Source organism: Actinoplanes sp. NBC_00393, assembly GCF_036053395.1.
GTDB lineage: Bacteria > Actinomycetota > Actinomycetes > Mycobacteriales > Micromonosporaceae > Actinoplanes.
Map to the genome: position 1 here is coordinate 7,485,355 of NZ_CP107942.1, position 24,556 is coordinate 7,509,910.

Below are 24,556 nucleotides of genomic sequence, written 5' to 3' on the forward strand. Positions count from 1 at the left end.
TTTCCTGCAGAGCGGGGCGGACCACTCCGCCCCGCCGCACCGACTACACCTGGGACCGTCCATGTTGAAGAGCTGGTGGACCGCGGCTGCACTGGCGGCCGTCCTGGCCGGCGTTCTGGTCGCCGTCGCGCCCGACGCGCCGTCGGTCCGGGACGGCGACGTCCTGCGGCTGGTCGGCCAGGGCGGTGACCACCGTGACGGGCCGCTCTACTTCACGCTGGAGGGTAAGCCGGTTCGGGGTCTCCACCCCGGTGCGGTGCGGCAGATGAAGATCACGGTGCGCAATCCGCTCGGGTTTCGGCTCAGCCTGCAGAGGCTGACCGCCAAGGTGTCCTCGTCGTCGCGGCGGGGATGCCCGGCGAACTCGCAGAATCTGCAGGTCCGGGAGTTCAGCGGTCGGCTGCCGGCGACGGTGGCGGCGACCGGGCGTACCGAGCTTGCCGGTTCGATTCCGATCGTGATGCCGGTCGGCGCGTCCCAGAAGTGTGCGGGAGCCAGGTTCACCATCACGGTCTCCGGCGTCGGCCATCGGATGAACCGATGAGGCGCGCCGGGAAAGTCCTGCTGGTGGCCGGGGTGGTGGCGGCTCTGGGCGCGACCGGGACCGTGTTCGCCTACGCGGGTGGCTGGACGCTGCCGGACAACCCGGGGTCCTACACCGTCAAGGTGGCCGGGATGCCCCGCGGCGTCGAGCCGAGTGTCGCCAAGCAGGGCCTTCAGGCCGTGGTCACCTGGAGCGCCCAGGAGATGGCCCCGGGCGTGCTGATGGACCACTACGCGATCACCGCGCACAGTGTGAGTGACCCGCCACGGCCCGACGTCACGCACACCGTGGCGGCCAGTGGCGGGCCGGTCGAGTCGGTCACCTTCACCGCGGCCGAGGTGGCCGGGGGCAAGTGGCGCTGGACCGTAGTTCCCCGGTTCCGGAACTGGACCGGCGAGGAGAGCCGGCGGAGTCAGCGTCTCGCCTTCGCCGCGCCCGCCCCGCAGAGCGTGCAGGTGAACGCGCCGGCCGGAGCTCCCGGTGATCCGGTCGCACCGAACCCTGCTCCGCCGGCGCCGGAGTCGCCGACCCCGGCGGAGAACGCAAATCCGGAGAGCGGGAAGCCGGAGAACGGCAATCCGGAGAACGGGAAGCCGGCGAGCACCGACCCGGAGGTCGTGAAGCCGGACCCGAGTGTCCCGAAGCCGGAGGAGTCCACTCCGGAGCCGGTCGCGTCAGCCAGCCCGGCCGCACCCGAGCAATAACCCAGCCCCGTTCGAGCCCCCCGGTGCAGCCGCGCCGAGGGGGCTCGAACCTGTCTGGTTAGACACGTTCTACAGCGTTATGAGCGGTCTATGGTATTGCGCGTAGACTGGCACTGATTTGAGCAGTAGCCCCGATGACGCTAGCTGGGCATACCGGCAGGCTGACCGGTTACCGATGATCGAGCCGCCTGCCAGGTGCTTCGGCGGCATCCGATGACCTCACCCTGGCGGGTTAAGCCAGACAGGTGGACCTGTCCGATTTATGCGCCGGAACGGCGTACGGAAAACCGATCACATCGGACATCTCCATCGGGGACCGTTGTATGAACGCCGAACAGGCATGATTCCGCCGGCCTTCGAGGAGGAGCGAGCCGCATGTCCCACCCGAGCCACCCATTCGCGGCCGTCGCTGTGGAGGCCGTCTCGTGAACAGGCGTGACGTGCTGGCGAGTCTGGCCGAGAGCGGCACCGCTCACGGCCGCGCGCAGGTCCCCGGCGGGAAGGACACCGAGTCGAGGGCGGCCGATCACGAGGAGCCGACCTGGGAGGTGCACCGGCCCGGTTCGCCGCGGCGCCGGTTCGACCGCCGGGCCCGCGCCATCCTGACCGCGGCGGCGATCGCTGCGGTGCTGGCCAACGCGGGGGCGGCGTGGGCGTACTGGCACTTCAACGGGCCACGTGGGGCCGGCAACTCGGCGTTCGAGCTGGTGGTAAGCGGCAGTTCGGACGCCACTCAGACGCTGCGGCCGGGCGTCGCCGGCAACCTCACGGTGACCGTGCCCACCCGGCACTCGGTGCCGATCCGGATCACCTCGATCATGCGGGGCGCCGGTCCGGTGGTCGCCGATGAAGCGCACCGGGCGGCCGGCTGTGTGAACCCGCAGGTGGAGATCAACCAAGCCACGTTCGCGGTGGCCTGGGAGGTCCCGAAGGACACCATCGGGGCGTTCATCCTGCCGGGCGCGCTCACCATGCGGGAGGGCCCGGCGGCGTGCCAGGGCGCCACCTTCACAGTGCCGGTGCAGGCTCAGGCCGTACCCGCATGATGTTTCCGGCCTGCTGGACCGGTGAAAAGCATCGGCATGACCAGGATCTCGGTGGTGACCGGCGCCAGCGCCGGAATCGGGCGGGCGGTCGCCCGCAGGCTGGCAGCGCGAGGCGATGCGGTGGCGCTGCTGGCGCGCGGCGCGGAGGGCCTGGCCGCAGCAGCCGATGACGTACGCCGAGCCGGCGGCACCCCTCTGCCCCTGGAAGTGGACGTCGCCGACTTCGCCGCGGTGGACGCCGCCGCCGACCGGATCGAGAAGGAGCTCGGCCCGATCGACCTCTGGGTGAACAACGCCTTCTCCAGCGTCTTCGCCCCGTTCGCCGAGATCGGGATGGACGAGTTCACCCGTACCACCGAGGTTGCCTATCTCGGCTACGTGCACGGCACGCGGGCCGCCCTGACCCGGATGCGCGCCCGCGACCGCGGCGTGATCGTGCAGGTCGGGTCGGCCCTCGCCTACCGTGGGATCCCGCTGCAGAGCGCCTACTGCGGAGCCAAGCACGCGGTGCAGGGGTTCACCGAAGCGCTACGGGTGGAGTTGCTGCACGAGCGGAGCAACGTGCACGTCACCATGGTGCAGATGCCGGCTGTGAACACGCCGCAGTTCCGTTGGGTGCTCTCCCGGCTGCCGAGCAACGCGCAGCCGGTTCCGCCGATCTACCAGCCGGAGGTCGCCGCGCGGGCGGTGCTCTACGCCGCCGAGCATCCGCGGCGCCGGGAGTACTGGGTGGGCGGCTCGACCGCGCTCACCCTGGCCGCGAACGCCGTGGCGCCCGGCCTGCTCGACCGGTATCTGGCCTGGCAGGGCTACGGGAGTCAGCAGACCGGCGAGCAGCATGACCCGGACCAGCCGGCGAACCTGTGGGAGCCCGCCGACGGGCCGGGCGGCCGGGACGCCGGTGCGCACGGCGCGTTCGACGGCGACGCCAAGGGCCGCAGCCTGCAGCTCTGGGCCTCCCAGCATCACGGACTGCTCGCCTCGCTGGCCGGCGGCCTGATCGCGGGCGCTGTCTGGGCCAACACCTGTAGCCGGCGCTGAGGGCTGTTCGGCGGGCCGGGGAACAGCCCGCGCCAGCCGGACAAACCGGCTGACGGGCAGGGCTGCTTCACGTGGCGTGAAGCAGCCCTGAGTGACAGCTGGGGTCAGGCGTTGATGCGGTGGCGCGGGATGGGGCGGTCGAGCTGGGAGGGGTCGACGACGACTGCCGTGGTGAGGACAGTTCGGGCCCGGTCCTCGGCGGCCCGGACCAGGCGACCGTCGTGGCTGGCCGCCTCGATGCCGTCGGCGATCACCTTGGCGGTGGCGTCGCCGTAGGTACGGGCGTCGTGGATCTCCCGCTCGTGGATCAGGGACGCTTCGTGCTCACGCAGCCGGCCGGCCCGCGCCTCGGCCCGCTCGTACGCGTTTCCGCGGGAGACGAACTTCAGCCCGATCGCCGCGCAGTCCAGGGCCACCAGCAGCAACGCGATGCCGAGGTAGAACAGCCCGACGCCCCAGAAGTCCGCGGTGATCAGGTGCCACATCGCTGCCGTACGCGCACCGAATCCGGCGTCCGCGCGTACCACCGCGGCGTTGGCTGCCTGCTCAGTGTTCATCTGCTCGCCCAGCCGGGCCTGCTCGGCGGCCCGGGCCGCGCGCGCTGCCCGCTGGTCCCGCTGCAGCTCGGCGGCCTGCCGGTCGAGGCCGGTGGCCTCCCGGTCCAGGTTGCGCGAGCGCTGCACCAGATCGTCGCAGTAGCCACCGCGCGGACAGCCGGCCCGGCCGGTGACGCCGCCGCCGGCCGAGTCGGCGAGCGCCTGCCGGTAGAGCAGCCGGGCGTCGCCGCGTTTGCCGGCCGCCCGGTCGGTGAGCGACCGGACCGCTTCGTCGTCAGCCGCGGATTCCCGCCGGAGCGTGTCCAGACGGGCGCGGTAGCCGGCCACCGCCCCACCGCGGTCCAGTTCGTCGAGCTGCACGCTGTGCACCTCGGCGAGCCGGGCGTCGATCTCGCCGCGGTACCGGGCCAGCATCAGCGGCTCGGTCACCACCACGGCGAAGAGCAGGGCCAGTCCCAGCCGGCCCAGGTAGAGCCCGATCGTCGGCCGGCGCAGCAGATGCCGCGGATCGGCCGAGTCGAGCCGGTCGTAATTGATCGCCACCCGGCCCACCACCGCCCGGTCGTACGCGACCACGCCGATCCCGACCAGCGGCCCGACGAGCCACTGGTACCAGGGATGGGAGTAGCCGGTGCTGGCGTCGATGAACGCGGCACCGCCCACCGTCGCGTAGACGAAGTACAGCAGGATGAAGACGCCGATCGATCGATAAAGAACGCGGTCCGAGTGTGTCGCCACACTTCGGGGATTCACGTTCGCCACCCGCAGCAGCAGGTGCCCGAGGCCCTTGCGCATGCTGCCGAGTCTGGCCGACGACCCGGCCGCGCGTTCAGGAAATGGCGGATCAGCCGCGCAGGACGGTTGGTTCCGTGATGCTGACCCGTAGAAGGACCCGGGCCTCGACGGTCTGCTGCTGAGGGTGGAGCTCGAACGCGGCGGCCTCGTCGGCCATCTCCGCGCCGCCCTTGAAGGACCGCGTCATCGGGTGCATGCCACCGGACTCGGCATCGGCGATCTCGATGATCCGGTCCAGCTCGGCGCCGACCGCGGCCGCGTACACCCGAGCCCGGTCCAAGGCGTCGGTGACGGCCTCGCCGCGCACGTCGGCATCCGCCCGGCTGCCCGGGCGAAGCTGCCACCAGGGGCCGGAGATCGAGGTCAGCTCCCCGACGGCGAGCTCGGCCAGCAGCTCGCCCAGCCGGTCGAAGTCGGTCACGGTGACCGTCGTGGTGATCGACCCCGAATAGGTCTCGGTGCGCTTACCACGCCGGTTGTACTCGGGACTCACCTGGACGCCGGTGGTCTCCCGGCGCTCGACCGCCGCGCCGAAGCGATCCAGCACCGCGCCGACCTCGGCGGCTCGCTGGGTGATCCGGGCGACCAGGGCAGCCTTGTCGCGGTCGACCGTGGAGACGGTGAGCGAGAAGACCGCCTGCTCCGGCGGAACCTCGCGGTGGGCCTCGCCGTGGACGGTCACGATCGGTCTGTCCACGGCGATTCCCCCGGGTTCAGTCGGTGAACGGCTCGGCGAGCCGGTCCGCTGCCGCGGCCACGCGCTCGTCGGTCGCGGTCAACGCTATCCGTACGTGGCGAGCCGCGGCCGGACCGTAGAAAGCGCCCGGTGCGGCGAGGATGCCGCGCCGGGCGAGCCGGTCGACGGTCGCCCAGCAGTCCTCGTCGCGGGTGGCCCACAGGTAGAGGCCGGCCTCCGAATGGCTGATCTCGAAACCCGACTTGACCAGCGCGGTCCGCAGGATGTCGCGCCGCGACGCATACCGCGAGCGCTGCTCGGCGACGTGCGCCTCGTCGTTCAGCGCGGCGACCATGGCGGCCTGCACCGGCGCCGGGACGATCATGCCGGCGTGCTTTCGGACCGCGAGCAGCTCGGCGACCAGAGCCGGATCCCCACCGACGAACCCGGCCCGGTAACCGGCCAGGTTGGAGCGTTTGGAGAGCGAGTGCACGGCCAGCACACCGGTGTAGTCACCGCCGGTGACCTCGTCGGAGAGCACCGAGACCGGCTGCGACTCCCAGCCCAGCGAGAGGTAGCACTCGTCGCTGACCACGACGACGCCCCGCTCCCGGGCCCAGGTGACCACCTTGCGCAGGTGCTCGACCGGGAGCACCCGGCCGGTCGGGTTCGACGGCGAGTTGATCCAGATCAGTTTCACCCGGCGATCGGGGCCGAGGGCGGTCAGCGAGTCGGACCGGATCACCTCGGCGCCGGCCAGTTTGGCTCCCACCTCGTACGTCGGGTAGCAGACCGCCGGGATGACCACGACGTCGCCCGGGCCGACGCCGAGCAGCGTCGGCAACCAGGCGACCAGTTCCTTGGACCCGATCGTGGGAAGCACGCCGAACTCCCCGGAAGCGTGACACTCCCGGGTGAGCCAGCCGGTGATGGCGGCCCGCAGCCCGGGTGAGCCTGCGGTCAGCGGGTAGCCGGGCGCGTCCGACGCATCCGCGAGAGCCTGCCGGACAGCCGGCGGGACCGAGTCGACCGGCGTGCCGACCGACAGGTCCACGATGCCGTCCGGATGCGCCGCGGCGATGGCTTTGGCCGGCTCCAGCAGGTCCCAGGGGAAGTCCGGCAGGGCCGACGACCGAGCGTTCAGTGCGCGTCCCCGCGCGGCGGCTGGGAGATCACGAACGGGGTGTCCTTGTCGATCTTGCCGACCTTGGACGCGCCACCGGGCGAACCGAGATCCTCGAAGAACTCGTAGTTCGCGTTCGTGTAGTCCTTCCACTGGTCCGGAACATCGTCCTCGTAGAAGATCGCCTCGACGGGGCAGACCGGCTCGCAGGCCCCGCAGTCGACGCACTCATCGGGGTGGATGTAGAGCATCCGGTTGCCCTCATAGATGCAGTCGACCGGGCATTCCTCGATGCATGCCTTGTCGAGAACATCGACGCAGGGCTCAGCGATGATGTAGGTCACGGGTCTTTCCCTTCGAAGCCACGCCGCGGGGACCGCCGACGACAAATTGCAGAGCCTAGTATTCCCGCCGAAGGAGGTAATGCGTGCTCCGACAGCAGGATGTGGGACACCGGGTGGTGGTACGGCGAATTGTAGGCGTAACCGGGGAGCGCACGCTCTTCACGGATGCCCTCGGTGAGCTCGTGGACCTCACCGAGACCGATCTCACAATCGCCACCGACAAGGGGACGGTACGCGTACCTCTGCGCGAAGTGCACCGGGCCAAGCGTGTCCCGCCCGCCCGCCGCGCCCGCGCCGCCGAAGTGATCGCCCTCGAGCTGGCCGCCGACGAGGCCTGGCCGGCCCCGGTCCGGTCCCGGCTCGGTGGGTGGATCCTGCGCGCCGCGGACAACTGGACCGGCCGGGCCAACTCGGCGCTGGCCGTGGGTGACCCGGACCGGCCGCTCGAGGCCGCCATCGACGCGGTCGCCGCCTGGTACACCGACCGTGGCCAGCAGCCGCTGATCAACACCCCGATGCCGCTCGCCGCCCCGGTCAACGCGGCGCTGGACGAGCGCGGCTGGACGGCCCGGCCGCTCACCCTGGTGCAGACCGCGCCGCTGGCGCCGCTGCTGGCCGCCCCGGCCCGTGCCGACCTGCCACCGGTCGATCTGGCCGACAACCCGACCGACGAGTGGTACGCCATGGTCGCCGAGCACAAGGGCACCCTGCCGGGGACCGCACTTCGCATTCTGAACGGCGTACCGGAGAAGGTCTTCGCCCACGTCCGTGATGCCGACGGTGACCTGATCGCGGTGGCCCGGGGTGCGGTCACCGGCCCGGATCGCTGGCTCGGCCTCTCCCTGGTGCAGACCGCGCCGGCCGCACGCCGTCGCGGCCTGGCGCGGCATGTCGTGCGTGCCGTCGCCGGATGGGCGGCGCAACGCGGCGCCACCCGCGCCTACCTGCAGGTCGAGGAGCGCAACCAGCCGGCGGTCACGCTTTACGGCCGGCTCGGCTTCAGCACCCACCACACCTATCTGACCAGGGAAGGCCCCCGGTAAACGATTACCGGCCGACAACCCGGCGCGGATGGGTGTGGCGCCGCTCGGTGAACGCCTTGAGCGACTTGGAGCGGTAGTCGCGGCCGAGCAGCACAGCGACCCAGTAGCCGAGCAGCGTGCCCGCGATGGAGCAGCCGGCGTAGAGCCAGATCTGGGCGAAGAAGTCACCGGCGCCGTTCGCGAACGGGCCGTTGCCGCTGATGAACGGGCCGACCAGGACGGTCAGCAGCATGCCGCCCAGCGCGCCGAACCCGATGTCGGGCAGCCAGTCGCTGGGCCGCACGCGCTGCGCCCGGATGAAGGTGAGGGTGCCGAGCACGAGCGAGATCAGCACGAACATGACGATCGTCGCCCGGCTCTGCGCGGTGTCGGAGCCGTCGAATCCGAAACGGACCACCAGACGTGCCACCGCATTGATCGCGAACAGTGCGACCGCCAGCACCGTGATCCGGAACCAGCGCTGCTCCCTCATCTTTCCTCCCGCTGAAGTCGTCCACGTAACGCACATCTTGGCGGATGGAACGCGAGGATTCCTAGATGCGGGCTAGGAGTCAGCTGTCAGCCGGGACCGGGCGCAGGATCAACCGGTACGAATACACCGCGAAGGTCAGGCTCCCGACCAGGATCATCACGAGCGCCACCCAGTTGGTCCCGCCGAGCAGGTAGTCCCCCTCGGCGGTGCGGACACCGGCGGCGGCCAGCATCAGCAGGGTCCACAGCGCCCACGGCGGCCCGATCGCCCACCGGCGGCCGGTGGTGGTCACCGCGAACCAGCAGATCGCGATGTTCGCCGCGACCGCGACCGGGATCGCCAGCGGGACCGCGGCGCCGCTGCCGCCCCACGGCGAGCGGCCGGCGAAGAGCTCGGCGAAACCGCCGAGGCGCAGGGCGCTCAGCTCCAGCTCGAGAAAGACGGTGACGACGGTGGCCAGGATCGAGACGATCACGCCGGCGGCGCGGATCAGGGGGTCCCAGCCCGCCCACGGCTCCCTGGTGACGACCGGCTCGGTCATCGGATCTCCAGGCCGCTGAACAGGTCGTCCTCCCACTGGAACGGGCCCGAGCCGGGGCCGCGCTCGCCCTTGGCCAACGTGTAGTACTCCACGCCCATGAACTCGCCGCCGAAGTCGCCGGCAATCCCGTACAGCCAGGAGTTGTCCGGGATCTGGGTGGCGTGGGCGCGCATCGCCGCGACCTTTTTCGCGTGGTGGTCGGTGCCGTCGATGCAGGCGGCGATCTCCTCGTCGGGTGTGCCGAACGGGAGCTCCTCCACCTTCTCCACCTCGGCGAACGGGTTGTCGCCGGACTCCCGGAAGGCGTCCATCCCGTTGCGCATCACGCTCAGCGGCATCGCGTTCCAGTAGATCTTGGCGGGACCGTCCTCGCCGGCCAGCTCGGCGGCCCGCATCGCGACGCGGTGCGCCTGGATGTGGTCCGGGTGGCCGTAGAAGCCGTTCTCGTCATACGTGATCATGACCTGTGGGCGGATCTCCTGGATGATCTTCACCAGGGACGCCGCGGCCTCGTCCAGGTCGGCCCGCCAGAACGCCCGCGGATGATCGTTGGTCGGCAGGCCCATCATGCCGGAGTCGCGGTAGCGGCCCGGGCCACCGAGCATCCGGTGGTCGGTCACGCCGAGTGCGGCACAGGCCCGCTCCCACTCCACCAGCCGATAGCCGCCGAGCTGGTCGGCCTGCCCGGCGGCGAGCTGCGCCAGCTCCGGCACGTGGATCTCGCCCTCCTCGCCGAGAGTGCAGGTCACCAGGGTCACGTGGGCGCCGGAGGAGACATAGTGCGCCATCGTCGCGCCGGTGCCGATGACCTCGTCGTCGGGATGCGCATGAACCAACAGCAGTCGGCGGGCGGGCAGCTCATTGCTAGCGGTCACGGCCGATACTGTACGCGCGACCACCGACAGGTTCGCTCGACGAGCCCGCGGTTTGCCCCGCACGAGGCCGTCTTGATCAGCGATGCTGTCCACGTGGACTACCCGCACAGCGTGACGATCGGCGCCGACGGCGAACGGCTGGTGTTCCTCCGCTCGGCCGGCCTCTGGACGTTCGAGTTGGCCACCGGCACGGAGCAGCAGGTGGCGGCGGGGCCGGTGGAGTCGTACGCGACCGACCGCGACGCCCGTGTCGCCGCCTTCGCCCGGGCCGGCGAGCTGTTCCGGGCCGACCTGATCGACGGCACGGTGACCGCGATCCCGACCGCCGAGCCGGTCCACGATCCGCGCCCCGACCCGGCCGGCCGCAACATCGGCTACGTCACCGACCCGCACGGCTCGGCCACGCTGCGGGTGGTCGGCCCGGACGGCGACCGCCTGCTCGCCGGCGAACCGGGCAACGCCTGGCGTGAGCACTGCGGCGCCATCTCCTGGGGTGTCGCCGGGGTCGGCGCCGCCGAGTTCGGCCGGACTCGGGGCTGGTGGTGGGCGCCGGACGGCAGCCAGATCCTCGCCGTCCGCACCGCCAAGGCGGCCAGCCTGCACCTGCTCGACCTGGACGACGGCTGGGTCGACGTGCACTGGGACCGGGAGACCTATCCCTATCTCGCCCAGGTCCGGTGGCACAGCGGCGGACCGTTGATCACGGTGCTGCGCCGGATGCAGCAGCACGGGCTGGTGCTGTCGGTCGACCCGCGTACCGGGGAGAGCCAGGTGCACGCCGAACTCGCCGACGCGCGCTGGGTCGAGCCGATCCCGGGCACCCCGCGGCACCTGCCGGACGGCCGGGTGCTGGTCGGCGGCGAGCTGGCCCACGACGGCTTCGACGCACGCTGCCTGTTCGCCGACGGCAGCCTGCTCACGCCGCCGAGTCTCTATGTGCGCCGGGTGGCCGGCACGCTGCCCCGGCTCGACGGGCCGACCGGCTCACCGGATCTGATCGTCGAGGGCAGCCTCGGGGACCCGGCGACCCGGGAGGTGTTCCGGGTGCGTACCTCGCTGGGTGGCGGCGGGCCCGAGGTGAGCCGGGTCCCGGTCCGGTGCGGGCCGCAGGGGGTCACCGTGGGCGGGGATCTGCTGGTGGCCGGCGAGCAGGTGTGGCGCGGGGAGGTCCAGGTGGCCACACTGCGGACGTACGCGGTGGAGCCCTCGTACCGACCGGAGCCGGTCCTGGAGCGGGTCACCGATCGGCGACTGCCGGCCGCGGTGCTCTACCCCACCGGCTTCGTCGCCGGAACCCGTCTTCCGGTGCTGGTCAGCCTCGGCGACGGGCCCGGGCATCAGCAGGTGGTCACCGAGAGCACGGCCTGGCAGGAACGCCAGTGGTGGGCCGACTCCGGCTTCGCCGTCGTGAGCACAGATTCCCGGGGTACGCCCGGACTGGCGCCCAGTTTCGAGAAGGCGGTGCACCGGCGGCTCGCCGACGTGGTGCTCGGCGACCAGGCGGACGCCCTCAACGCGCTCGTCGGCAAGCATCCCGATCTGGACCTGACCCGGGTCGCGGTCCGCGGCCGGGGCCTCGGCGGCTGGCTCGCCGCGCTGGCCGTGCTGCGGATGCCGGAGGTGTTCCACCGCGCGGTGGCCCGCGACCCGGTGCTCGACTGGGCGCAGCTGCCGGCCCCGATCGCCGAGCGCTACCTCGGCGACCGGCACGACTCCGCCGAGGTGTACGCCCACCACAGCCTCGCCGAGGCCGGCTCCTCCCCGGACGTGCTCCTGGTCGGGGCCGAGTTGCCCGGATTCCCGTCGGCGCCGGCCGCCTCGCCGGAGGACGAGTTGCAATTCCTGCGGCCCTTCCTGCGGCCGGCGAACTGAAAGTGTCGTACCGGCCACTTAGGGTCGGGTCATGAGCCACTTCGATGAGGCGGGCGCGGCGGTGCAGGCCGCGCTCGATGCCGGCGCCCGCTATGCGGACGCGCGCGTCATGGTGCGGCGCACTGAGACGTTGTCGGCCCGCGACGGGGCCGTCGAGGACCTCGGGTTCGACGAGAGCGCGGGCCTGGGCGTCCGCGCGCTGGTCGGGTCGAGCTGGGGCTTCTACGCCGTGCCCGATCTGTCCGAGCCGTCCGCCAAGGCGGCCGGCCGGCGGGCGACGCAGATCGCCGCGGCCAGCGCGACCGTGCCCGGCCCGCCGGTCGAGCTGGTGCCCGGCAGAGCCGTGGTGGCCAGCTGGGCCAGCGACTGCCTCGTCGATCCGCTCGGCGTGTCCCTCTCCGACAAGGGCGACCTGCTGGTCCGGGCCACCCTCGCGGCCAAGGCGGCGGGCGCCGACATGGCCGAGGCGAACTACTCGATCTGGGACACCCGTAAGTGGTTCGTCTCCAGCGAGGGGCACCGCATCGACCAGCACATCCGTGAGTGCGGCGCCGGGGTGGAGGCGACCGCGTTCGGCGACGGGGAGATCCAGCGGCGCTCCTGGCCGTCCTGGCGCGGGCAGTTCGGCGCCCGCGGCTGGGAGCTGGTCGACGAGCTGGACCTGGTGGGCAACGCTCCGCGGATGGCCGAGGAGGCGCGGGCGCTGCTGACCGCGCCGCTCTGCCCGTCCGGCGAGACCAGCCTGGTGCTCGGCGGCGAGCAGCTCGCCCTGCAGATCCACGAGTCGGTCGGGCACGCCATCGAGCTGGACCGGATCCTCGGCTGGGAGGCGGCGTTCGCCGGCACCAGCTGGCTCGATCTGAGCAGGCTCGGCTCACTGCGCTACGGCTCCGAGTTGATGAACATCACGATCGATCCCACCTTCCCGGGTGGGCTGGGCAGCTTCGGCTTCGACGACGAGGGCACCCCGGCCACCAAGCGGCACGCGGTCCGCGACGGCATCTGGGTGGGCGTGCTGGCCGGCCGGGACTCGGCGGCCGTCGCCGGGCTGGACTACGCGGGCAGCGTCCGATCCGACGGCTGGTCCCGGCTTCCCATGGTCCGGATGACCAATGTCGGTCTGGAGCCCGGCCCGCACACCCTCGAGGAGATCATCGCGGCCACCGACGACGGCGTCTTCATGGACGTCAACCGCTCCTGGTCGATCGACGACCGGCGGCTCAACTTCCAGTTCGGCTGCGAGATCGGTTACGAGATCAAGAACGGCAAGCTGGGGCGGATGCTGCGCAACCCCACCTACACCGGGATCGGCCCGCGGTTCTGGCAGTCGATGGACATGCTTTCCTCGGAGACCATCGCCTGGGGCACGCCCAACTGCGGCAAGGGCCAGCCCGGCCAGATCGGGCACACCGGGCACCCGGCGGCGCCGGCCCGGTTCACCAACGTTCGGGTGGGGGTGCACGGATGAGCGGCCTGTTCAACTTTGGCCGGTGCCGGGGCGTCAGCTTCGGTCGGCGGTGGAGCGTCAGCTCCGATCGGCGCCGGGGCATCAGCTTCGATCGGCGGTGGAGCGTCAGCTCCGATCGGCGCCGGGGCGTCAGCTCCGATCGGCGCCGGGGCGTCAGCTCCGATCGGCACCGAGGCATCAGCTTTGGTCGGCGCCTGGGCGAAGCGGAGGTGGGGGCATGAGCGCGGAGCTGGGGCTTGCGGCCCGGGTCATCGAGCTGGTCCGTGAGGTGGCCGGGCGGTCCGCGGAGGCCGAGGTGGTGGTCGGCCACCGGGCCGAGGCACTGACCCGCTTCGCCAATTCGATGATCCATCAGAACGTGGCGGATGCGACCACCGGCGTGCGTCTGCGGCTGCACCTCGACGGGCGGACTGCGGGCGGCTCCACCACGGTCACCGGGGCCGACGGCCTGCGCGCGCTGGTCGAGCGGACCGTCGCGGCGGCCTCGGTGAGCCCACCAGACCCAGCCTGGCCCGGGCTGACCCGGCCGGCGGCGCTGCACGTCTCGGCCGCGCATCCGGGCTCGGGCGACCGCTCCGGGCTGGCGTTCGGCTTCGACGAGGCCACCGCGCGGGCCACGCCCGACGAGCGGGCCGTGCGGGTGCGCGACTTCGTGGAGGCCGCCGGCGGTCTGGAGACCGCGGGTTACTGCCGGACCGTCTACGTCTCGGCCGCCTTCGCGAACACTGCGGGCCAGGCCGTCGAGGGCCGGACAGCCGAGGCCGCCATAGACGGGATCGCCCGGGTCGACGGCTCCGACGGGGTCGCGCGCCTCGCAGCCTGCCGGCTGGCCGACCTGGACGGTGCAGTGCTCGGCGCGCGGGCCGCAGCGAAGGCCCGGGCCGCCCGGCAGCCGGCCGAACTCCCACCCGGGGAGTACGAGGTGGTCCTCGAGCCGGACGCGGTCGCCGACCTGCTGGAGAACTTCGCGACGTTCGGTTTCAACGGCAAGGCGTTCGTGCAGCGGCAGTCCTTCGCCCAGCTCGGCGCCGCCCAGTTCGACCCGTCCGTGACCATCGTGGACGATGCGCTCGGCAGCCGCGGCGAGCCGGCCCCGGGCCTGCCCTTCGACGACGAGGGCACCCCGCGCCGCACGCTGGTGCTGGTCCGGGACGGGGTGACCACAGCGGTCGCGCACGACCGCACCTCGGCCGCGCAGGACGGCACGGAGTCCACCGGTCACGCCTCCGCGGTGTCCCGGTCGTGGGGGCCGCTGCCAACCCATATGCGCCTGGAGGCGGCCGACCGGCCGGCCACTGCCGCTGCGGGTGCCGGCACCGTTCACGCCGGCGCCGCTTATGCCGGCGCTAGTCGGGCCGGCGCCGCTCAGGCCAGCGCCGCTCAGGCCAGCGCCGCTCAGGCCGGCGCTGCTCAGGTCAGCGCCGCTCAACCCGGTGCGGCTCACGCTGGAGCGGCTCAACCCGGTGCGGCTCAACCCGGTGCGGCTCAACCCGGTGCGGCTCAACCCGGAGCGGCTCAGGCCGGAGCCGGGCACAGCGGTGCCGGGAGCGACGGCGCCGGGATGATCGCCGAGTCGGCCCGCCCCTTGGTTGCCCGGATGCGCCGGGGGCTGCTCGTCACCGACCTCTGGTACACCCGGGTGCTCGACCCGAAAAGCCTGGTGGTGACCGGGCTGACCCGGAACGGCGTCTGGCTCGTGGAGGACGGCGAGATCGTCTCGGCGGTCGGCGGGCTGCGGTTCACCCAGTCCTACCCGCAGGCGCTGGCTCCCGGCCGGGTGCTCGGGATCGGCACCGAGGCGGTGCTGCTGCCACAGGCCTGGGGCCGCGCCCGGTATGCGGCGCCGGCCCTCCATCTGGCCTCGTGGAACATCACCGGCAACGCGTCCGGCTGAGGGTGCGCCCCACCGCCTCCGGCTGTAGGTGCGTCGACACCGCCGATGCTCCCGGCGGAGGGCGGAGGGCGGAGGGCCGAGGGCGGAGGGCCGAGGGCGGAGGGCGGACCGGCAACGGCCGCCACCCGCGGCAGGTTCATCCAGAAAGATCCATTACCTCATCGGTGACTGTCTTTGCAGGGCGGGATGATCTTTTTGTGACGCGGAGGGCAGCCCGGCCGGGAAAGTGTCGGACGTTCGGCGTAACGTGTGCCCCACATCACTGTCGCTTGGCGACGGCTGGCGTGGGGCACCTTTGTGTCCTGTGGCAGTCGCCGGCACACCTGAGACGGCACTCTCCGGGAGATGGAATGACGACGACGGCAACGACGCCGGGCGGCAGCCGCGCACGCGCGGCGATCGCGGCGAGAACGCTTCGCACCGACCGGTGGTGGTTCGCCCCCCTGGTCACGGGCGTCGGGCTGGCGGCCTGGGTCACCTACGCCACGGTCCGGGTCTTCATGCACCAGTGGTTCTTCGTCGACGACTACCACTATCTGACGCCGTTCTACTCGCCCTGCCTCACCGACGTGTGCGGCGACGCGGCGCTGTTCGGCACTCCGCTCCCCTCGTTCTTCCTGATCCCGGAGGCGGCGTTCAGCCTGCCGTTCCTGCTGCTCTTCCGGTTGACCTGCTACTACTACCGGAAGGCGTACTACCGGTCGTTCTGGCTGTCGCCGCCGGCCTGCGCCGTGCCGGACGGGCACAAGCGCTACTCCGGCGAGACCCGGTTCCCGCTGATCTTCCAGAACGCGCATCGGTATGCGTTCTACGCCGCGGTGATCATCTCGCTGATCAACACGTGGGACGCGGCGATCGCTCAGGCGACCGGGCTGGGCCTCGGCAACGTGATCCTCTGGGTGAATGTGATCATGCTGTGGGCGTACACATTGTCCTGCCACTCCTGCCGGCACATCGCCGGCGGCCGGCTGAAGCATTTCTCCCAGCATCCGGTGCGGTATCGCTTCTGGACCTTCGTCTCCAAGCTCAACACCCGGCACATGCAGCTGGCCTGGATCACTCTCGGCACGCTGGCCCTGACCGACTTCTACATCATGGGCCTCGCCGCTGAGTGGTATTCCGACCTGCGCTTCATCAACTGAGGGCGACCACGATGACCACGATCGAACGACACCTGTACGACGTCGTCGTGATCGGCGCCGGTGGCGCCGGACTGCGCGCGGCGATCGAGGCCCGGCTGGCCGGCAAGAAGACGGCGATCATCTCGAAGTCGCTGTTCGGCAAGGCGCACACCGTCATGGCTGAGGGCGGCGCCGCCGCCGCGATGGGCAACGTGAACAGCCGCGACAACTGGATGGTGCACTTCCGGGACACCATGCGCGGCGGCAAGTTCCTGAACAACTTCCGGATGGCCGAGCTGCACGCCAAGGAGGCGCCGGAGCGGATCTGGGAGCTGGAGACGTACGGTGCGCTCTTCGACCGGACGAAGGACGGCAAGATCTCGCAGCGCAACTTCGGCGGCCATGAGTATCCGCGGCTGGCCCACGTCGGCGACCGGACCGGACTGGAGCTGATCCGCACCCTGCAGCAGAAGATCGTCTCGCTGCAGCAGGAGGACTTCGCCGAGACCGGCAGCTACGAGTCACGGATCCGGGTGTTCCAGGAGACGACGGTCACCGAGCTGCTGCTCGACGGCGACCGGGTGGCCGGGGCGTTCGGGTACTACCGGGAGTCCGGCGAGTTCCTGCTCTTCGAGGCGCCGGCCGTGGTGCTGGCGACCGGCGGTGTCGGCCGCAGCTACAAGGTCACGTCGAACTCGTGGGAGTACACCGGTGACGGCCACGCGCTGGCCCTGCGCGCCGGCGCGACTCTGATCAACATGGAGTTCCTGCAGTTCCACCCGACGGGCATGGTCTGGCCGCCGAGTGTGAAGGGCATCCTGGTCACCGAGTCGGTCCGCGGCGACGGCGGCGTGCTGCGCAACTCGGAGAACAAGCGGTTCATGTTCGACTACGTCCCCGACGTCTTCCGCAAGCAGTACGCGGAGACGGAGGAGGAGGCCGACCGTTGGTACTCCGATCCTGACAACAATCGCCGCCCACCCGAGCTGCTGCCCCGCGACGAGGTGGCCCGGGCCATCAACAGCGAGGTCAAGGCGGGTCGCGGCAGCCCGGCCGGCGGAGTGTTCCTGGACATCGCCAGCCGGATGCCGGCCGAGCAGATCATCCGGCGGCTGCCGTCGATGCACCACCAGTTCAAGGAGCTGGCCGACGTCGACATCACCAAGGAGCCGATGGAGGTCGGCCCGACCTGCCACTACGTGATGGGTGGCGTCGAGGTCGAGCCGGACACCGGGGCCGCCCTCGGTACGGTGCTCGGGCTCTTCGCCGCGGGTGAGGTCTCCGGCGGGATGCACGGGTCCAACCGGCTCGGCGGCAACTCGCTCTCCGACCTGCTGGTCTTCGGCAAGCGGGCGGGCGAGCACGCCGCGGCGTACGTTGATGCGCTCGGCCGCCGACCGAAGGTGAGCAAGGTGGACGTCGCCGCGGCGGCCGAGGTCGCGCTGGCGCCGCTGGTGCGTACCGGTGGGGAGAACCCGTACACGCTGCAGCAGGACCTGCAGGCGGTGATGGGTGACCTGGTCGGCATCATCCGCCGCGAGGGTGAGCTGACCGACGCGCTGAAGAAGCTGCACGAGCTGCGCCTGCGGGTGGCGAACGTGTCGGCGGACGGTGGCCGGCGGTACAACCCGGGCTGGCACCTCGCCATCGACCTGCGCAACATGCTGGTCGTCTCGGAGTGCACGGCCAAGGCAGCCCTGGAACGGGAGGAGTCCCGCGGCGGCCACACCCGGGAGGACCACCCGAAGATGAGCCCGGAGTGGCGCCGGGTCAACCTGATCTGCTCGCTCGACGAGAGCGGCGACGTGCTGCTGGAACGCAAGCCGGTGCCGAAGATGCGTGACGAGCTGATCGACCTGTTCGACCGCAGTGAGCTGGCGAAATACCTGACCGACGAGGAACTTGCCGAGCTGGAGGCAGAGTGATGGGCACCAAACGGCGCTTCCGCGTCTGGCGCGGCGACGCATCCGGCGGCGAGCTGCGCGACTTCGACGTCGAGGTGAACGAGGGCGAGGTCGTCCTCGACATCATCCACCGGCTGCAGGCCACCGAGGCACCCGACCTGGCGTGCCGGTGGAACTGCAAGGCCGGCAAGTGCGGCTCCTGCTCCATGGAGATCAACGGCAAGCCGCGGCTCGGCTGCATGACCCGGATGTCCACGTTCGACGAGGACGAGACGGTTTCGATCACCCCGATCCGGACCTTCCCCATCATCCGGGACCTGGTCACCGACGTCTCGTTCAACTACGAGAAGGCGCGGGAGACACCGGCGTTTGCGCCGCCCGCCGGAGTGGCTCCCGGTGAGTACCGGATGCAGCAGGTCGACGTGGAGCGCAGCCAGGAGTTCCGCAAGTGCATCGAGTGCTTCCTCTGCCAGAACACCTGTCACGTGGTCCGCGACCACGAGGAGAACAAAGAGGCGTTCGCCGGCCCGCGGTACTTCATCCGCGCCGCCGAACTGGACATGCACCCGCTCGACGCCCGCAGTGACCGCAAGGAGTATGCGCAGGCCGAGCAGGGTCTCGGCTACTGCAACATCACCAAGTGCTGCACCGAGGTCTGCCCCGAGCACATCAAGATCACTGACAACGCGATCATCCCGATGAAGGAGCGCGTCGTCGACCGCCGCTACGACCCGCTGGTCTGGCTCGGTCGCAAGATCTTCCGCCGGGATCAGCTGGAGTCATCCGAGTCGCTCGCCCCGAGCACCTCGGTAGGAGTCACCGGCGTGGCGGCCGGCACCCCGTTCTCCAGCGCGCGGCTGCCGGAGAACGCACCGGTCGGGCCGGACGGGCACATGGACATCTCCGAGATGGCGGCGCCGCTCCAGGGTGGACTGTCCCCGTTCGGGGAGGACATCACCTTCCCGCTCCCGCCCGAGCAGATCGTCTACCACCACCCGGAGGCGGAGAAGGAGAAGTAACCTCGCCGCATGCCGTCGCTTTACACCCCGGCTCTGCCCGCCGGAACGCTCAGTTCCCTGCCGCAACCCGTCATCACCGACGACGGCCTGCAACTACGACCGTGGCAGGAATCGGATCTGGCGGACGTGATCGCCGGGTACTCGGACCCGGCGATCCAGCGGTGGCACTGCCGCAGCATGACCAGCGATGAGGCCCGGGAGTGGATCGCACGGTGGCCGGGACGCTGGAGTACGGAGACCGGCGCCGGCTGGGCGGTGACCCTGGACGGCGCGGTGGCCGGGCAGATCAGCTTCCGCCGGGTCGACCTGGACGAAGGGCTGGCCGAGGTGTCGTACTGGGTGTTGCCGTCGGCCCGCGGCAAGCGCATCGCGCCGCGGGCGCTCGGGGCGCTGGCCGTGTGGTCGTTCGGCACGCTGGGGCTGCACCGGGTGGAGCTGAACCACTCGACGTTGAACAACGCGTCGTGCCGGGTGGCTGAGCTGGCCGGATTCCCGGCCGAGGGCGTCCAACGCGGGGTGGCCAGGCACGCCGACGGCTGGCACGACATGCACGGCCACGCCCGGCTCGCCACCGACTGACCGGGCCCCGCCCGCCGTCTGGCCCGGAGCGAACTCGGGGCCGACGGGCGAGCGCGGACGCAGGGGCGGTCAGCGGGGTTCGATCGGTTCGGCGCTGTCGGTGACCAGGTTGAGCTGGGTGATGGCTACGTCGCGCCAGGCGCCGTGTTTCCAGCCGATTCGGCGGTGCACCCCGACCGGCTCGAAACCGAACGACGCGTGCAGGCCGAGGCTCGGTTCGTTGGGCAGCGTCGTCTTCGCCACGGCCACCCGGTAGCCGCGGTCGACCAGCCTGGGCAGCAGCACCTGGTACAGCGCGCGGCCGGCCCCGGTGCGGTGCCGGCCGGTCTCCAGGTAGACGCTCACCTCGCACGACCACCGGTACGCCGGGCGGACGGCGAACGGGCCCGCGTACGCGTACCCGATGATGTTGTCCTCAAGCTCGGCCACCAGCCAGGCGTGCGCCCGGGAAGCTGCCGTGATCCGCTCGGACATCTCGGCCGCTGTCGGCGGCTCGGTCTCGAAGGTGATCGCCGTGTCCAGGACGTAAGGGCGATAGATGGCTGCGCAGGCAGCCGCATCCGCGGGACCGGCGTCCCTAATCTTCAGCATTGTTCAACCACAGTTCGAGGCCGTCGAGGATCCGTTCCAGGCCGAAGACGAAGCCTTCCCGGAACATGTCGTACGGATTCTGGTTGATCTCGTCGGTCGCCCGCCGCCACTTGTCGTAGTCGGGGTAGTCATCGGCGATCTGCTCGAGGTAGGGCTCGAGGCGCCGGCCCACCTCGGTCGGATCGATCCCGGACCGCTGCATCGACGCGGCCACCGCCGACTCGGTCGTCGCCGAGCCGACCGCGTGCGCCTGCAACACCGCGGCCGCGTGCGACACCGCCATCCCGGTGAATCCGGCGGCGGTGAACAGGGCGACCATCCGGTTTCCCATCCGCATCGCGTTGGGGCCGAGGGTGGGGCGCAGGCCGAGCTGCCCGATCACCCAGGGGTGTCGCAGCAGCGCGTCGCGCATGCCGTTGGCCAGCACCGATGCGCCCATCCGCCAGCCGGTGTCGCCCGGCTCCGGCACGTAGACCTCGGCGAGCACCTGGTCGACGGCCAGCTCCATCAGCTCGTCCTTGTGGGCGACGTGCCAGTAGAGCGAGGTGGCGCCGGAACCGAGCCGGGTGCCCAGCCGGCGCATGCTCAGGCCGGCCGTCCCCTCGGCGTCGAGCATCTCCACCGCGGTACGCACGATCTGCTCACGAGTCAATGCGGGCTGGTCACCCCGGGTGCGTGGCGGGCGGGTCCACACCGAGTCGGTGAAGTCGGGCATGGATGTCATCCTACCGACACTCGAACACTGTACGAGTCAGGTGTACGGTGTTCGAGTCACTCGCACACCGTACGAGAGAGGCTCACCGATGCCCGAACGTCACCCCCGTCGCTGGTTGATCCTGGGCGTGCTGTGCCTCAGCCTGCTCGTGGTCGTCGTCGACAACATGGTGCTCAACATCGCGATCCCGTCGCTGATCGTCGACCTCGGCGCGAGCAGCACGGACATTCAATGGATCATCGACGCGTACATCCTGGTCTTCGCCGGCCTGCTGCTCACCGCCGGCAGCCTCTCCGACCGGCACGGACGCCGGCTCGGCCTGGTGTTCGGCCTGATCGTGTTCGGCAGCGCCTCGATTCTGGCCACGATCTGCCAGACACCCGGTCAGCTGATCGCCGCGCGCGGGCTGATGGGCGCCGGCGCCGCCTTCCTGATGCCCGGCACCCTGTCCATCCTCACCACGGTCTTCGACGACAGCGAGCGCAAGAAAGCGATCGCGATCTGGAGTTCCGTCCTGATGCTCGGCGCCCTGGGCGCGCCCACCCTCGGCGGGCTGCTGCTCGAACACTTCTGGTGGGGCTCGGTCTTCCTGCTGAACATCCCGATCGCGATCCTCGGCATCATCGCCGCCCTGGTGATCATTCCGGAGTCCCGGGGACCGGCGAGCCGGCCCGACCTGGTCGGCGCGGTCACCTCGATGCTCGGCATGACCGCCCTGGTCTGGGGCATCATCAACGCCCCGGGGCACGGGTGGTCGTCCGCGCGTACCCTCGGCGGTTTCGCTGTCGCCGCGGTCGCGCTGACCGCGTTCGCCGTCTGGGAACGCCGGACCGACGAGCCGATGCTGCCGCTCACCCTGTTCCGTAACCGCAACTTCGCCGGCGCCAGCCTCTCCATCGTGCTGCTCGGCTTCTCGGCCGGCGGCATCGTGCTCGCGCTGACCCAGTATCTGCAGTTCGTGCTCGGTTACGAGCCGCTGAAGGCGGGCCTCGCGTTCATCCCGATGCTGGTCACGGCGATGGCGTTCAACGGTGTCGGCGTGGTGGTGGACAAACGGTTCGGGGCGCGGGTGGCGCTCGGGGCCGGGCTGCTGCTGATGGCCGGCGGCTTCGGCGTGCTCGCCTCGCTGAGTTCCGGTGACGGTTACCCGACGCTGGCCGCCGCGCTCGTACTGATCGGCGCGGGCCAGGGGACCGCGGTGCCGGCCGCGGTCGGGACGCTGCTCGGCGCCCTCCCGCCGGAACGCGCCGGCGTGGGGTCCGCGGTCAACGACACGGTTCAGCAGGTCGGCACGGCGCTCAGCGTTGCGGTGCTGGGCGCAGTGCTGACGGCCGCGTACCGCTCGGCCATGCCGGACGACGCCCCCGTCCCGGCTCGCGAATCCATCGGTGACGCGCTCAACCTGGCGGCCACCACCGGCGACAACGCCCTGGCCCGGCTCGCCCAGGACGCCTTCGTCGACGCCTTCTCGATCACCGCGCTGGTCGGCGTGGTGGGTGGCATCGTGGCGGCGGTCGTCGCCACCGCCATTCTGCGGCCACGGCCCGAGGTTGCCCCCACGGATTCGAACGTTCGTACTAACATGGTGGGATGACCGGCGCTTACCAGCCTTCGATGCTTGATCTGATGTCCGGGCCGGCCAGCGAGCTCGAGCCGTTGGCCGGCCGCCTCATCCGGCTCCGGCTCACCGCGGGCGCGTGGGTCGACACCCTGCCAGGCTGGATGCACGGCTCCGACGAGGTCTTCGAGACCCTGCTCGGCATCGACTGGCGCGCCGAGCGCCGCAAGATGTATGACGACGTCGTCGACGTTCCGCGGCTGCTGCGGTGGTACAGCGGTCGTGAACCTCTGCCACATCCTGCGCTGGATGCTGCGAAGGCCGCACTGAACAGCTATTACGCTGATGAGCTCGGCGAGGAGTTCGTCACCGCGGGCATGTGTCTCTACCGCGACGGCCGCGACAGCGTGGCCTGGCACGGTGACACCCACGGCCGCTCCGCGAAACACGACACCATGGTTGCGATCGTCTCCTTTGGATCTCCGCGCAATCTGCTGCTCCGCTCGCGCACCGGCGACCATGACACGCTTCGCTTCCCACTCGGCCACGGTGACCTGATCGTCATGGGTGGGTCCTGCCAGCGCACTTGGGAACATGCCGTGCCGAAGACGGCCAAACCCGTGGGGCCGCGCATCAGCGTTCAGTTCCGGCCTGCGGGTGTGGCTTAGAGGGGGTACGGGTTAGCGCAGTTCTTCAAACGCAACTACGCCGTTCCGCCGTGGCCGCGCGATGCAGGATGCCGGGCCGGGCCGCAGCGCGGCCGCCGGGCCCATGTAGCGGCTTGCGCTGAACCCGACATTTCGCGCGCCCGCGGGCGTGCCTCGTGTCCGGCGCCCAGCCCACGTCCGCGCATTGCGTCCGCGCCCAGCCCTTTCCGCACCCCGCTCGCGTCCGGCGCCCAGCCCACGCCCAGTCCCCGCCGCGTCCAGCCCACGCCGCGTCCAGCCCCGCGCCCGGCCGACGTCCGCGCCCAGTCCACGCCGCGTCCGGCCCCGCGCCCGGCCCACGTCCGCGCCCAGTCCACGCCGCGCCCGGCCCCGCGCCCGGCCCACGTCCGCGCCCAGTCCACGCCGCGCCCGGCCCGCGCCCGGCCCACGTCCGCACCGCGGGCGGCCGCGCCGCGCCCTAATGGCCCGAAGCTTGCTGACTACTGCTTGCAGCACAGCCGCGGCCGCACATCTACTGCCCGGCCGCACATCAGCACGGCCACCGCCTTGAATCCAACGGTCGGATGAGGCAACCCATCGCTCCGGGCATGCGGCGCATCTGTCGGGCCGTGACCACCGATGTCCTCAGGTCTCCCAGGCGGTAAGCCTCGGCCCGATCTTGGCGACCAGGGCTCGTCCACCCGCATTGGTGGCAGCCGCCAAGATCGCGGCGAGCCGGGGCGACGTGCTCACGCGAACGCATGTGGTCACCGCGACGCTCTACCTCGGACCGAGACCACCGGCTGGCGCTCAGGCACCGAATCGGCGGGCCATAACCTGCCGCAACGCCAGCCGGCCACGCCCAGCTGGCACTCAGACATGGAATATGCGGGCGATAACCTGCCGCAACGCCAGCCGGCCACGCCCAGCTGGCAATCAAGCATCGAATCCGCAGGCCATAACCTGCCGCAACGCCAGCTGGCTGGGTGAAGCTGGCGCAGCTACCGAAGGTAGGACGCGGAGGCAGGCGGCCGGGCTGGCCGGGCGGCCGGGCTGGCCGGGGCGGCCGGGCTGGCCGGGGCGGCCGGGCTGGCCGGGGCGGCCGGGCTGGCCGGGCCTGATTGGCCGCGGAGGGGCCGGGGCCTGGGGCGACAGCGACCCGGACAGGCTACGGCCGACGGCTGGGAGCCCGGCTGGATGCAACCGGGCGGCTGCGGCCCGGGCGGCTGCGGCCGGGCGGCTGCGGCCCGGGTGCGTGCGCGCCGGGTGGGTGCGGCCCGGTGCGTGCGGCCCGAGTGAGTGCGGCCCACATGGGTGCGGCCCGGGTGGCTGAAGGCCTGAGGTGAGCAGTGGGTCGAGGTGGGCTGTCGGGTCGAGGTGGGCTACGGGGCCGGGTGGGCTGCGCTGGCGAGCGGGGGGAAACGCCT

At 71.2% G+C, this 24,556-nt stretch carries 23 protein-coding genes; 14 read left to right on the plus strand and 9 right to left on the minus strand.

Annotated elements, in window-relative coordinates; translation table 11 throughout:
* The first annotated feature begins 61 nt into the window (after positions 1–61).
* The 4 genes from OHA21_RS34550 (at position 62) to OHA21_RS34565 (ending at position 3,335) form a co-directional block, all read left to right on the plus strand.
* Positions 62–544: a hypothetical protein gene (locus tag OHA21_RS34550; protein ID WP_328462194.1), complete on the plus strand. Its 483-nt coding sequence runs from the start codon at positions 62–64 to the stop codon at positions 542–544.
* Complete coding sequence (locus OHA21_RS34555) at positions 541–1,248, plus strand: hypothetical protein (protein ID WP_328462196.1); 708 nt, start codon at positions 541–543, stop codon at positions 1,246–1,248. The genes OHA21_RS34550 and OHA21_RS34555 overlap by 4 nt, the downstream gene beginning before the upstream one ends.
* Before the next feature lie 425 nt (positions 1,249–1,673).
* On the plus strand, positions 1,674–2,294 hold the full coding sequence (locus OHA21_RS34560) for a hypothetical protein (RefSeq protein WP_328462198.1): 621 nt from the start codon (positions 1,674–1,676) through the stop codon (positions 2,292–2,294).
* Positions 2,295–2,330: 36 nt separating this feature from the next.
* On the plus strand, positions 2,331–3,335 hold the full coding sequence (locus OHA21_RS34565; RefSeq protein ID WP_328462200.1) for an SDR family oxidoreductase: 1,005 nt from the start codon (positions 2,331–2,333) through the stop codon (positions 3,333–3,335).
* Positions 3,336–3,439: 104 nt separating this feature from the next.
* Here the strand turns inward: OHA21_RS34565 and OHA21_RS34570 are convergent, their stop codons facing one another.
* From OHA21_RS34570 to fdxA, 4 genes are read right to left on the minus strand one after another with little or no spacing between them, the layout of a single operon-like run.
* Positions 3,440–4,687: a DUF4407 domain-containing protein gene (locus OHA21_RS34570; RefSeq protein WP_328462202.1), complete on the minus strand. Its 1,248-nt coding sequence runs from the start codon at positions 4,685–4,687 to the stop codon at positions 3,440–3,442.
* Positions 4,688–4,736: 49 nt separating this feature from the next.
* Complete coding sequence (locus OHA21_RS34575) at positions 4,737–5,384, minus strand: SIMPL domain-containing protein (protein ID WP_328462204.1); 648 nt, start codon at positions 5,382–5,384, stop codon at positions 4,737–4,739.
* A 16-nt stretch (positions 5,385–5,400) separates the two neighbouring features.
* Complete coding sequence (gene dapC / locus OHA21_RS34580) at positions 5,401–6,507, minus strand: succinyldiaminopimelate transaminase (protein WP_328478723.1); 1,107 nt, start codon at positions 6,505–6,507, stop codon at positions 5,401–5,403.
* Entirely contained in the window at positions 6,504–6,830 is a 327-nt protein-coding gene (gene fdxA / locus OHA21_RS34585) for a ferredoxin (RefSeq protein WP_328462206.1), read from the minus strand. Before fdxA ends, dapC begins: the two co-directional genes overlap by 4 nt.
* An 83-nt stretch (positions 6,831–6,913) precedes the next feature.
* On the opposite strand from fdxA, the gene OHA21_RS34590 reads away from it, so the two are divergent.
* Positions 6,914–7,873 (plus strand): GNAT family N-acetyltransferase, encoded by a 960-nt coding sequence (locus OHA21_RS34590; protein WP_328462208.1) that lies wholly within the window; start codon positions 6,914–6,916, stop codon positions 7,871–7,873.
* A gap of 4 nt (positions 7,874–7,877) precedes the next feature.
* Here OHA21_RS34590 and OHA21_RS34595 read toward each other — a convergent pair whose 3' ends face one another.
* The 3 genes from OHA21_RS34595 to mshB all read right to left on the minus strand — a co-directional run bounded on the left by OHA21_RS34595 (position 7,878) and on the right by mshB (position 9,761).
* The gene (locus tag OHA21_RS34595) at positions 7,878–8,345 is read right to left on the minus strand and encodes a hypothetical protein (protein ID WP_328462210.1); all 468 of its coding nucleotides are present in this window, start codon (positions 8,343–8,345) and stop codon (positions 7,878–7,880) included.
* 79 nt (positions 8,346–8,424) lie between these two features.
* Positions 8,425–8,886 carry a hypothetical protein gene (locus tag OHA21_RS34600; RefSeq protein ID WP_328462212.1) on the minus strand — a complete coding sequence of 154 codons (462 nt, stop codon included), beginning with the start codon at positions 8,884–8,886 and terminating at the stop codon, positions 8,425–8,427.
* Positions 8,883–9,761, minus strand: a complete 879-nt coding sequence (mshB, locus tag OHA21_RS34605; RefSeq protein WP_328462214.1) for an N-acetyl-1-D-myo-inositol-2-amino-2-deoxy-alpha-D-glucopyranoside deacetylase — start codon at positions 9,759–9,761, stop codon at positions 8,883–8,885. The genes OHA21_RS34600 and mshB overlap by 4 nt, the downstream gene beginning before the upstream one ends.
* Positions 9,762–9,854: 93 nt before the next feature.
* Between mshB and OHA21_RS34610 the strand changes: the two genes are divergently transcribed.
* From OHA21_RS34610 to OHA21_RS34640, 7 genes are all read left to right on the plus strand, one after another.
* A complete protein-coding gene (locus OHA21_RS34610; RefSeq protein WP_328462216.1) occupies positions 9,855–11,633 on the plus strand; it encodes an alpha/beta hydrolase family protein in 1,779 nt (592 codons plus the stop codon).
* Between the two features lie 31 nt (positions 11,634–11,664).
* Entirely contained in the window at positions 11,665–13,101 is a 1,437-nt protein-coding gene (locus OHA21_RS34615) for a TldD/PmbA family protein (protein ID WP_328462218.1), read from the plus strand.
* Positions 13,102–13,318: 217 nt separating this feature from the next.
* Entirely contained in the window at positions 13,319–14,995 is a 1,677-nt protein-coding gene (locus OHA21_RS34620) for a TldD/PmbA family protein (RefSeq protein ID WP_328462220.1), read from the plus strand.
* Positions 14,996–15,345: 350 nt separating this feature from the next.
* Positions 15,346–16,137, plus strand: coding sequence for a hypothetical protein (locus OHA21_RS34625; protein ID WP_328462222.1), 792 nt, complete (start codon positions 15,346–15,348; stop codon positions 16,135–16,137).
* 11 nt (positions 16,138–16,148) lie between these two features.
* Positions 16,149–18,041, plus strand: coding sequence for a fumarate reductase/succinate dehydrogenase flavoprotein subunit (locus OHA21_RS34630; protein ID WP_328462224.1), 1,893 nt, complete (start codon positions 16,149–16,151; stop codon positions 18,039–18,041).
* Positions 18,041–19,039, plus strand: coding sequence for a succinate dehydrogenase/fumarate reductase iron-sulfur subunit (locus OHA21_RS34635; RefSeq protein WP_328462226.1), 999 nt, complete (start codon positions 18,041–18,043; stop codon positions 19,037–19,039). Before OHA21_RS34630 ends, OHA21_RS34635 begins: the two co-directional genes overlap by 1 nt.
* Before the next feature lie 9 nt (positions 19,040–19,048).
* Entirely contained in the window at positions 19,049–19,618 is a 570-nt protein-coding gene (locus OHA21_RS34640; RefSeq protein ID WP_328462228.1) for a GNAT family N-acetyltransferase, read from the plus strand.
* 69 nt (positions 19,619–19,687) lie between these two features.
* Here OHA21_RS34640 and OHA21_RS34645 read toward each other — a convergent pair whose 3' ends face one another.
* Both OHA21_RS34645 and OHA21_RS34650 read right to left on the minus strand, forming a co-directional pair.
* Positions 19,688–20,209, minus strand: coding sequence for a GNAT family N-acetyltransferase (locus tag OHA21_RS34645; RefSeq protein ID WP_328462230.1), 522 nt, complete (start codon positions 20,207–20,209; stop codon positions 19,688–19,690).
* Positions 20,196–20,924 (minus strand): TetR/AcrR family transcriptional regulator C-terminal domain-containing protein, encoded by a 729-nt coding sequence (locus tag OHA21_RS34650; RefSeq protein ID WP_328462232.1) that lies wholly within the window; start codon positions 20,922–20,924, stop codon positions 20,196–20,198. Before OHA21_RS34650 ends, OHA21_RS34645 begins: the two co-directional genes overlap by 14 nt.
* Positions 20,925–21,012: 88 nt before the next feature.
* On the opposite strand from OHA21_RS34650, the gene OHA21_RS34655 reads away from it, so the two are divergent.
* Both OHA21_RS34655 and OHA21_RS34660 read left to right on the plus strand, forming a co-directional pair.
* A complete protein-coding gene (locus tag OHA21_RS34655) occupies positions 21,013–22,518 on the plus strand; it encodes an MFS transporter (RefSeq protein WP_328462234.1) in 1,506 nt (501 codons plus the stop codon).
* Positions 22,515–23,150, plus strand: a complete 636-nt coding sequence (locus tag OHA21_RS34660) for an alpha-ketoglutarate-dependent dioxygenase AlkB (RefSeq protein ID WP_328462236.1) — start codon at positions 22,515–22,517, stop codon at positions 23,148–23,150. Before OHA21_RS34655 ends, OHA21_RS34660 begins: the two co-directional genes overlap by 4 nt.
* Positions 23,151–24,556 lie beyond the last annotated feature (1,406 nt).

Bases quoted from the DNA above. Each gene is read 5' to 3' on its own strand.
- OHA21_RS34550 (WP_328462194.1), top strand. From the start codon at position 62: ATGTTGAAGAGCTGGTGGACCGCGGCTGCACTGGCGGCCGTCCTGGCC.
- OHA21_RS34555 (WP_328462196.1), top strand. From the start codon at position 541: ATGAGGCGCGCCGGGAAAGTCCTGCTGGTGGCCGGGGTGGTGGCGGCT.
- OHA21_RS34565 (WP_328462200.1), top strand. From the start codon at position 2,331: ATGACCAGGATCTCGGTGGTGACCGGCGCCAGCGCCGGAATCGGGCGG.
- OHA21_RS34570 (WP_328462202.1), bottom strand. From the start codon at position 4,687: ATGCGCAAGGGCCTCGGGCACCTGCTGCTGCGGGTGGCGAACGTGAAT.
- OHA21_RS34595 (WP_328462210.1), bottom strand. From the start codon at position 8,345: ATGAGGGAGCAGCGCTGGTTCCGGATCACGGTGCTGGCGGTCGCACTG.
- OHA21_RS34600 (WP_328462212.1), bottom strand. From the start codon at position 8,886: ATGACCGAGCCGGTCGTCACCAGGGAGCCGTGGGCGGGCTGGGACCCC.
- OHA21_RS34615 (WP_328462218.1), top strand. From the start codon at position 11,665: ATGAGCCACTTCGATGAGGCGGGCGCGGCGGTGCAGGCCGCGCTCGAT.
- OHA21_RS34620 (WP_328462220.1), top strand. From the start codon at position 13,319: ATGAGCGCGGAGCTGGGGCTTGCGGCCCGGGTCATCGAGCTGGTCCGT.
- OHA21_RS34625 (WP_328462222.1), top strand. From the start codon at position 15,346: ATGACGACGACGGCAACGACGCCGGGCGGCAGCCGCGCACGCGCGGCG.
- OHA21_RS34630 (WP_328462224.1), top strand. From the start codon at position 16,149: ATGACCACGATCGAACGACACCTGTACGACGTCGTCGTGATCGGCGCC.
- OHA21_RS34635 (WP_328462226.1), top strand. From the start codon at position 18,041: ATGGGCACCAAACGGCGCTTCCGCGTCTGGCGCGGCGACGCATCCGGC.
- OHA21_RS34640 (WP_328462228.1), top strand. From the start codon at position 19,049: ATGCCGTCGCTTTACACCCCGGCTCTGCCCGCCGGAACGCTCAGTTCC.
- OHA21_RS34645 (WP_328462230.1), bottom strand. From the start codon at position 20,209: ATGCTGAAGATTAGGGACGCCGGTCCCGCGGATGCGGCTGCCTGCGCA.
- OHA21_RS34650 (WP_328462232.1), bottom strand. From the start codon at position 20,924: ATGCCCGACTTCACCGACTCGGTGTGGACCCGCCCGCCACGCACCCGG.
- OHA21_RS34655 (WP_328462234.1), top strand. From the start codon at position 21,013: ATGCCCGAACGTCACCCCCGTCGCTGGTTGATCCTGGGCGTGCTGTGC.
- OHA21_RS34660 (WP_328462236.1), top strand. From the start codon at position 22,515: ATGACCGGCGCTTACCAGCCTTCGATGCTTGATCTGATGTCCGGGCCG.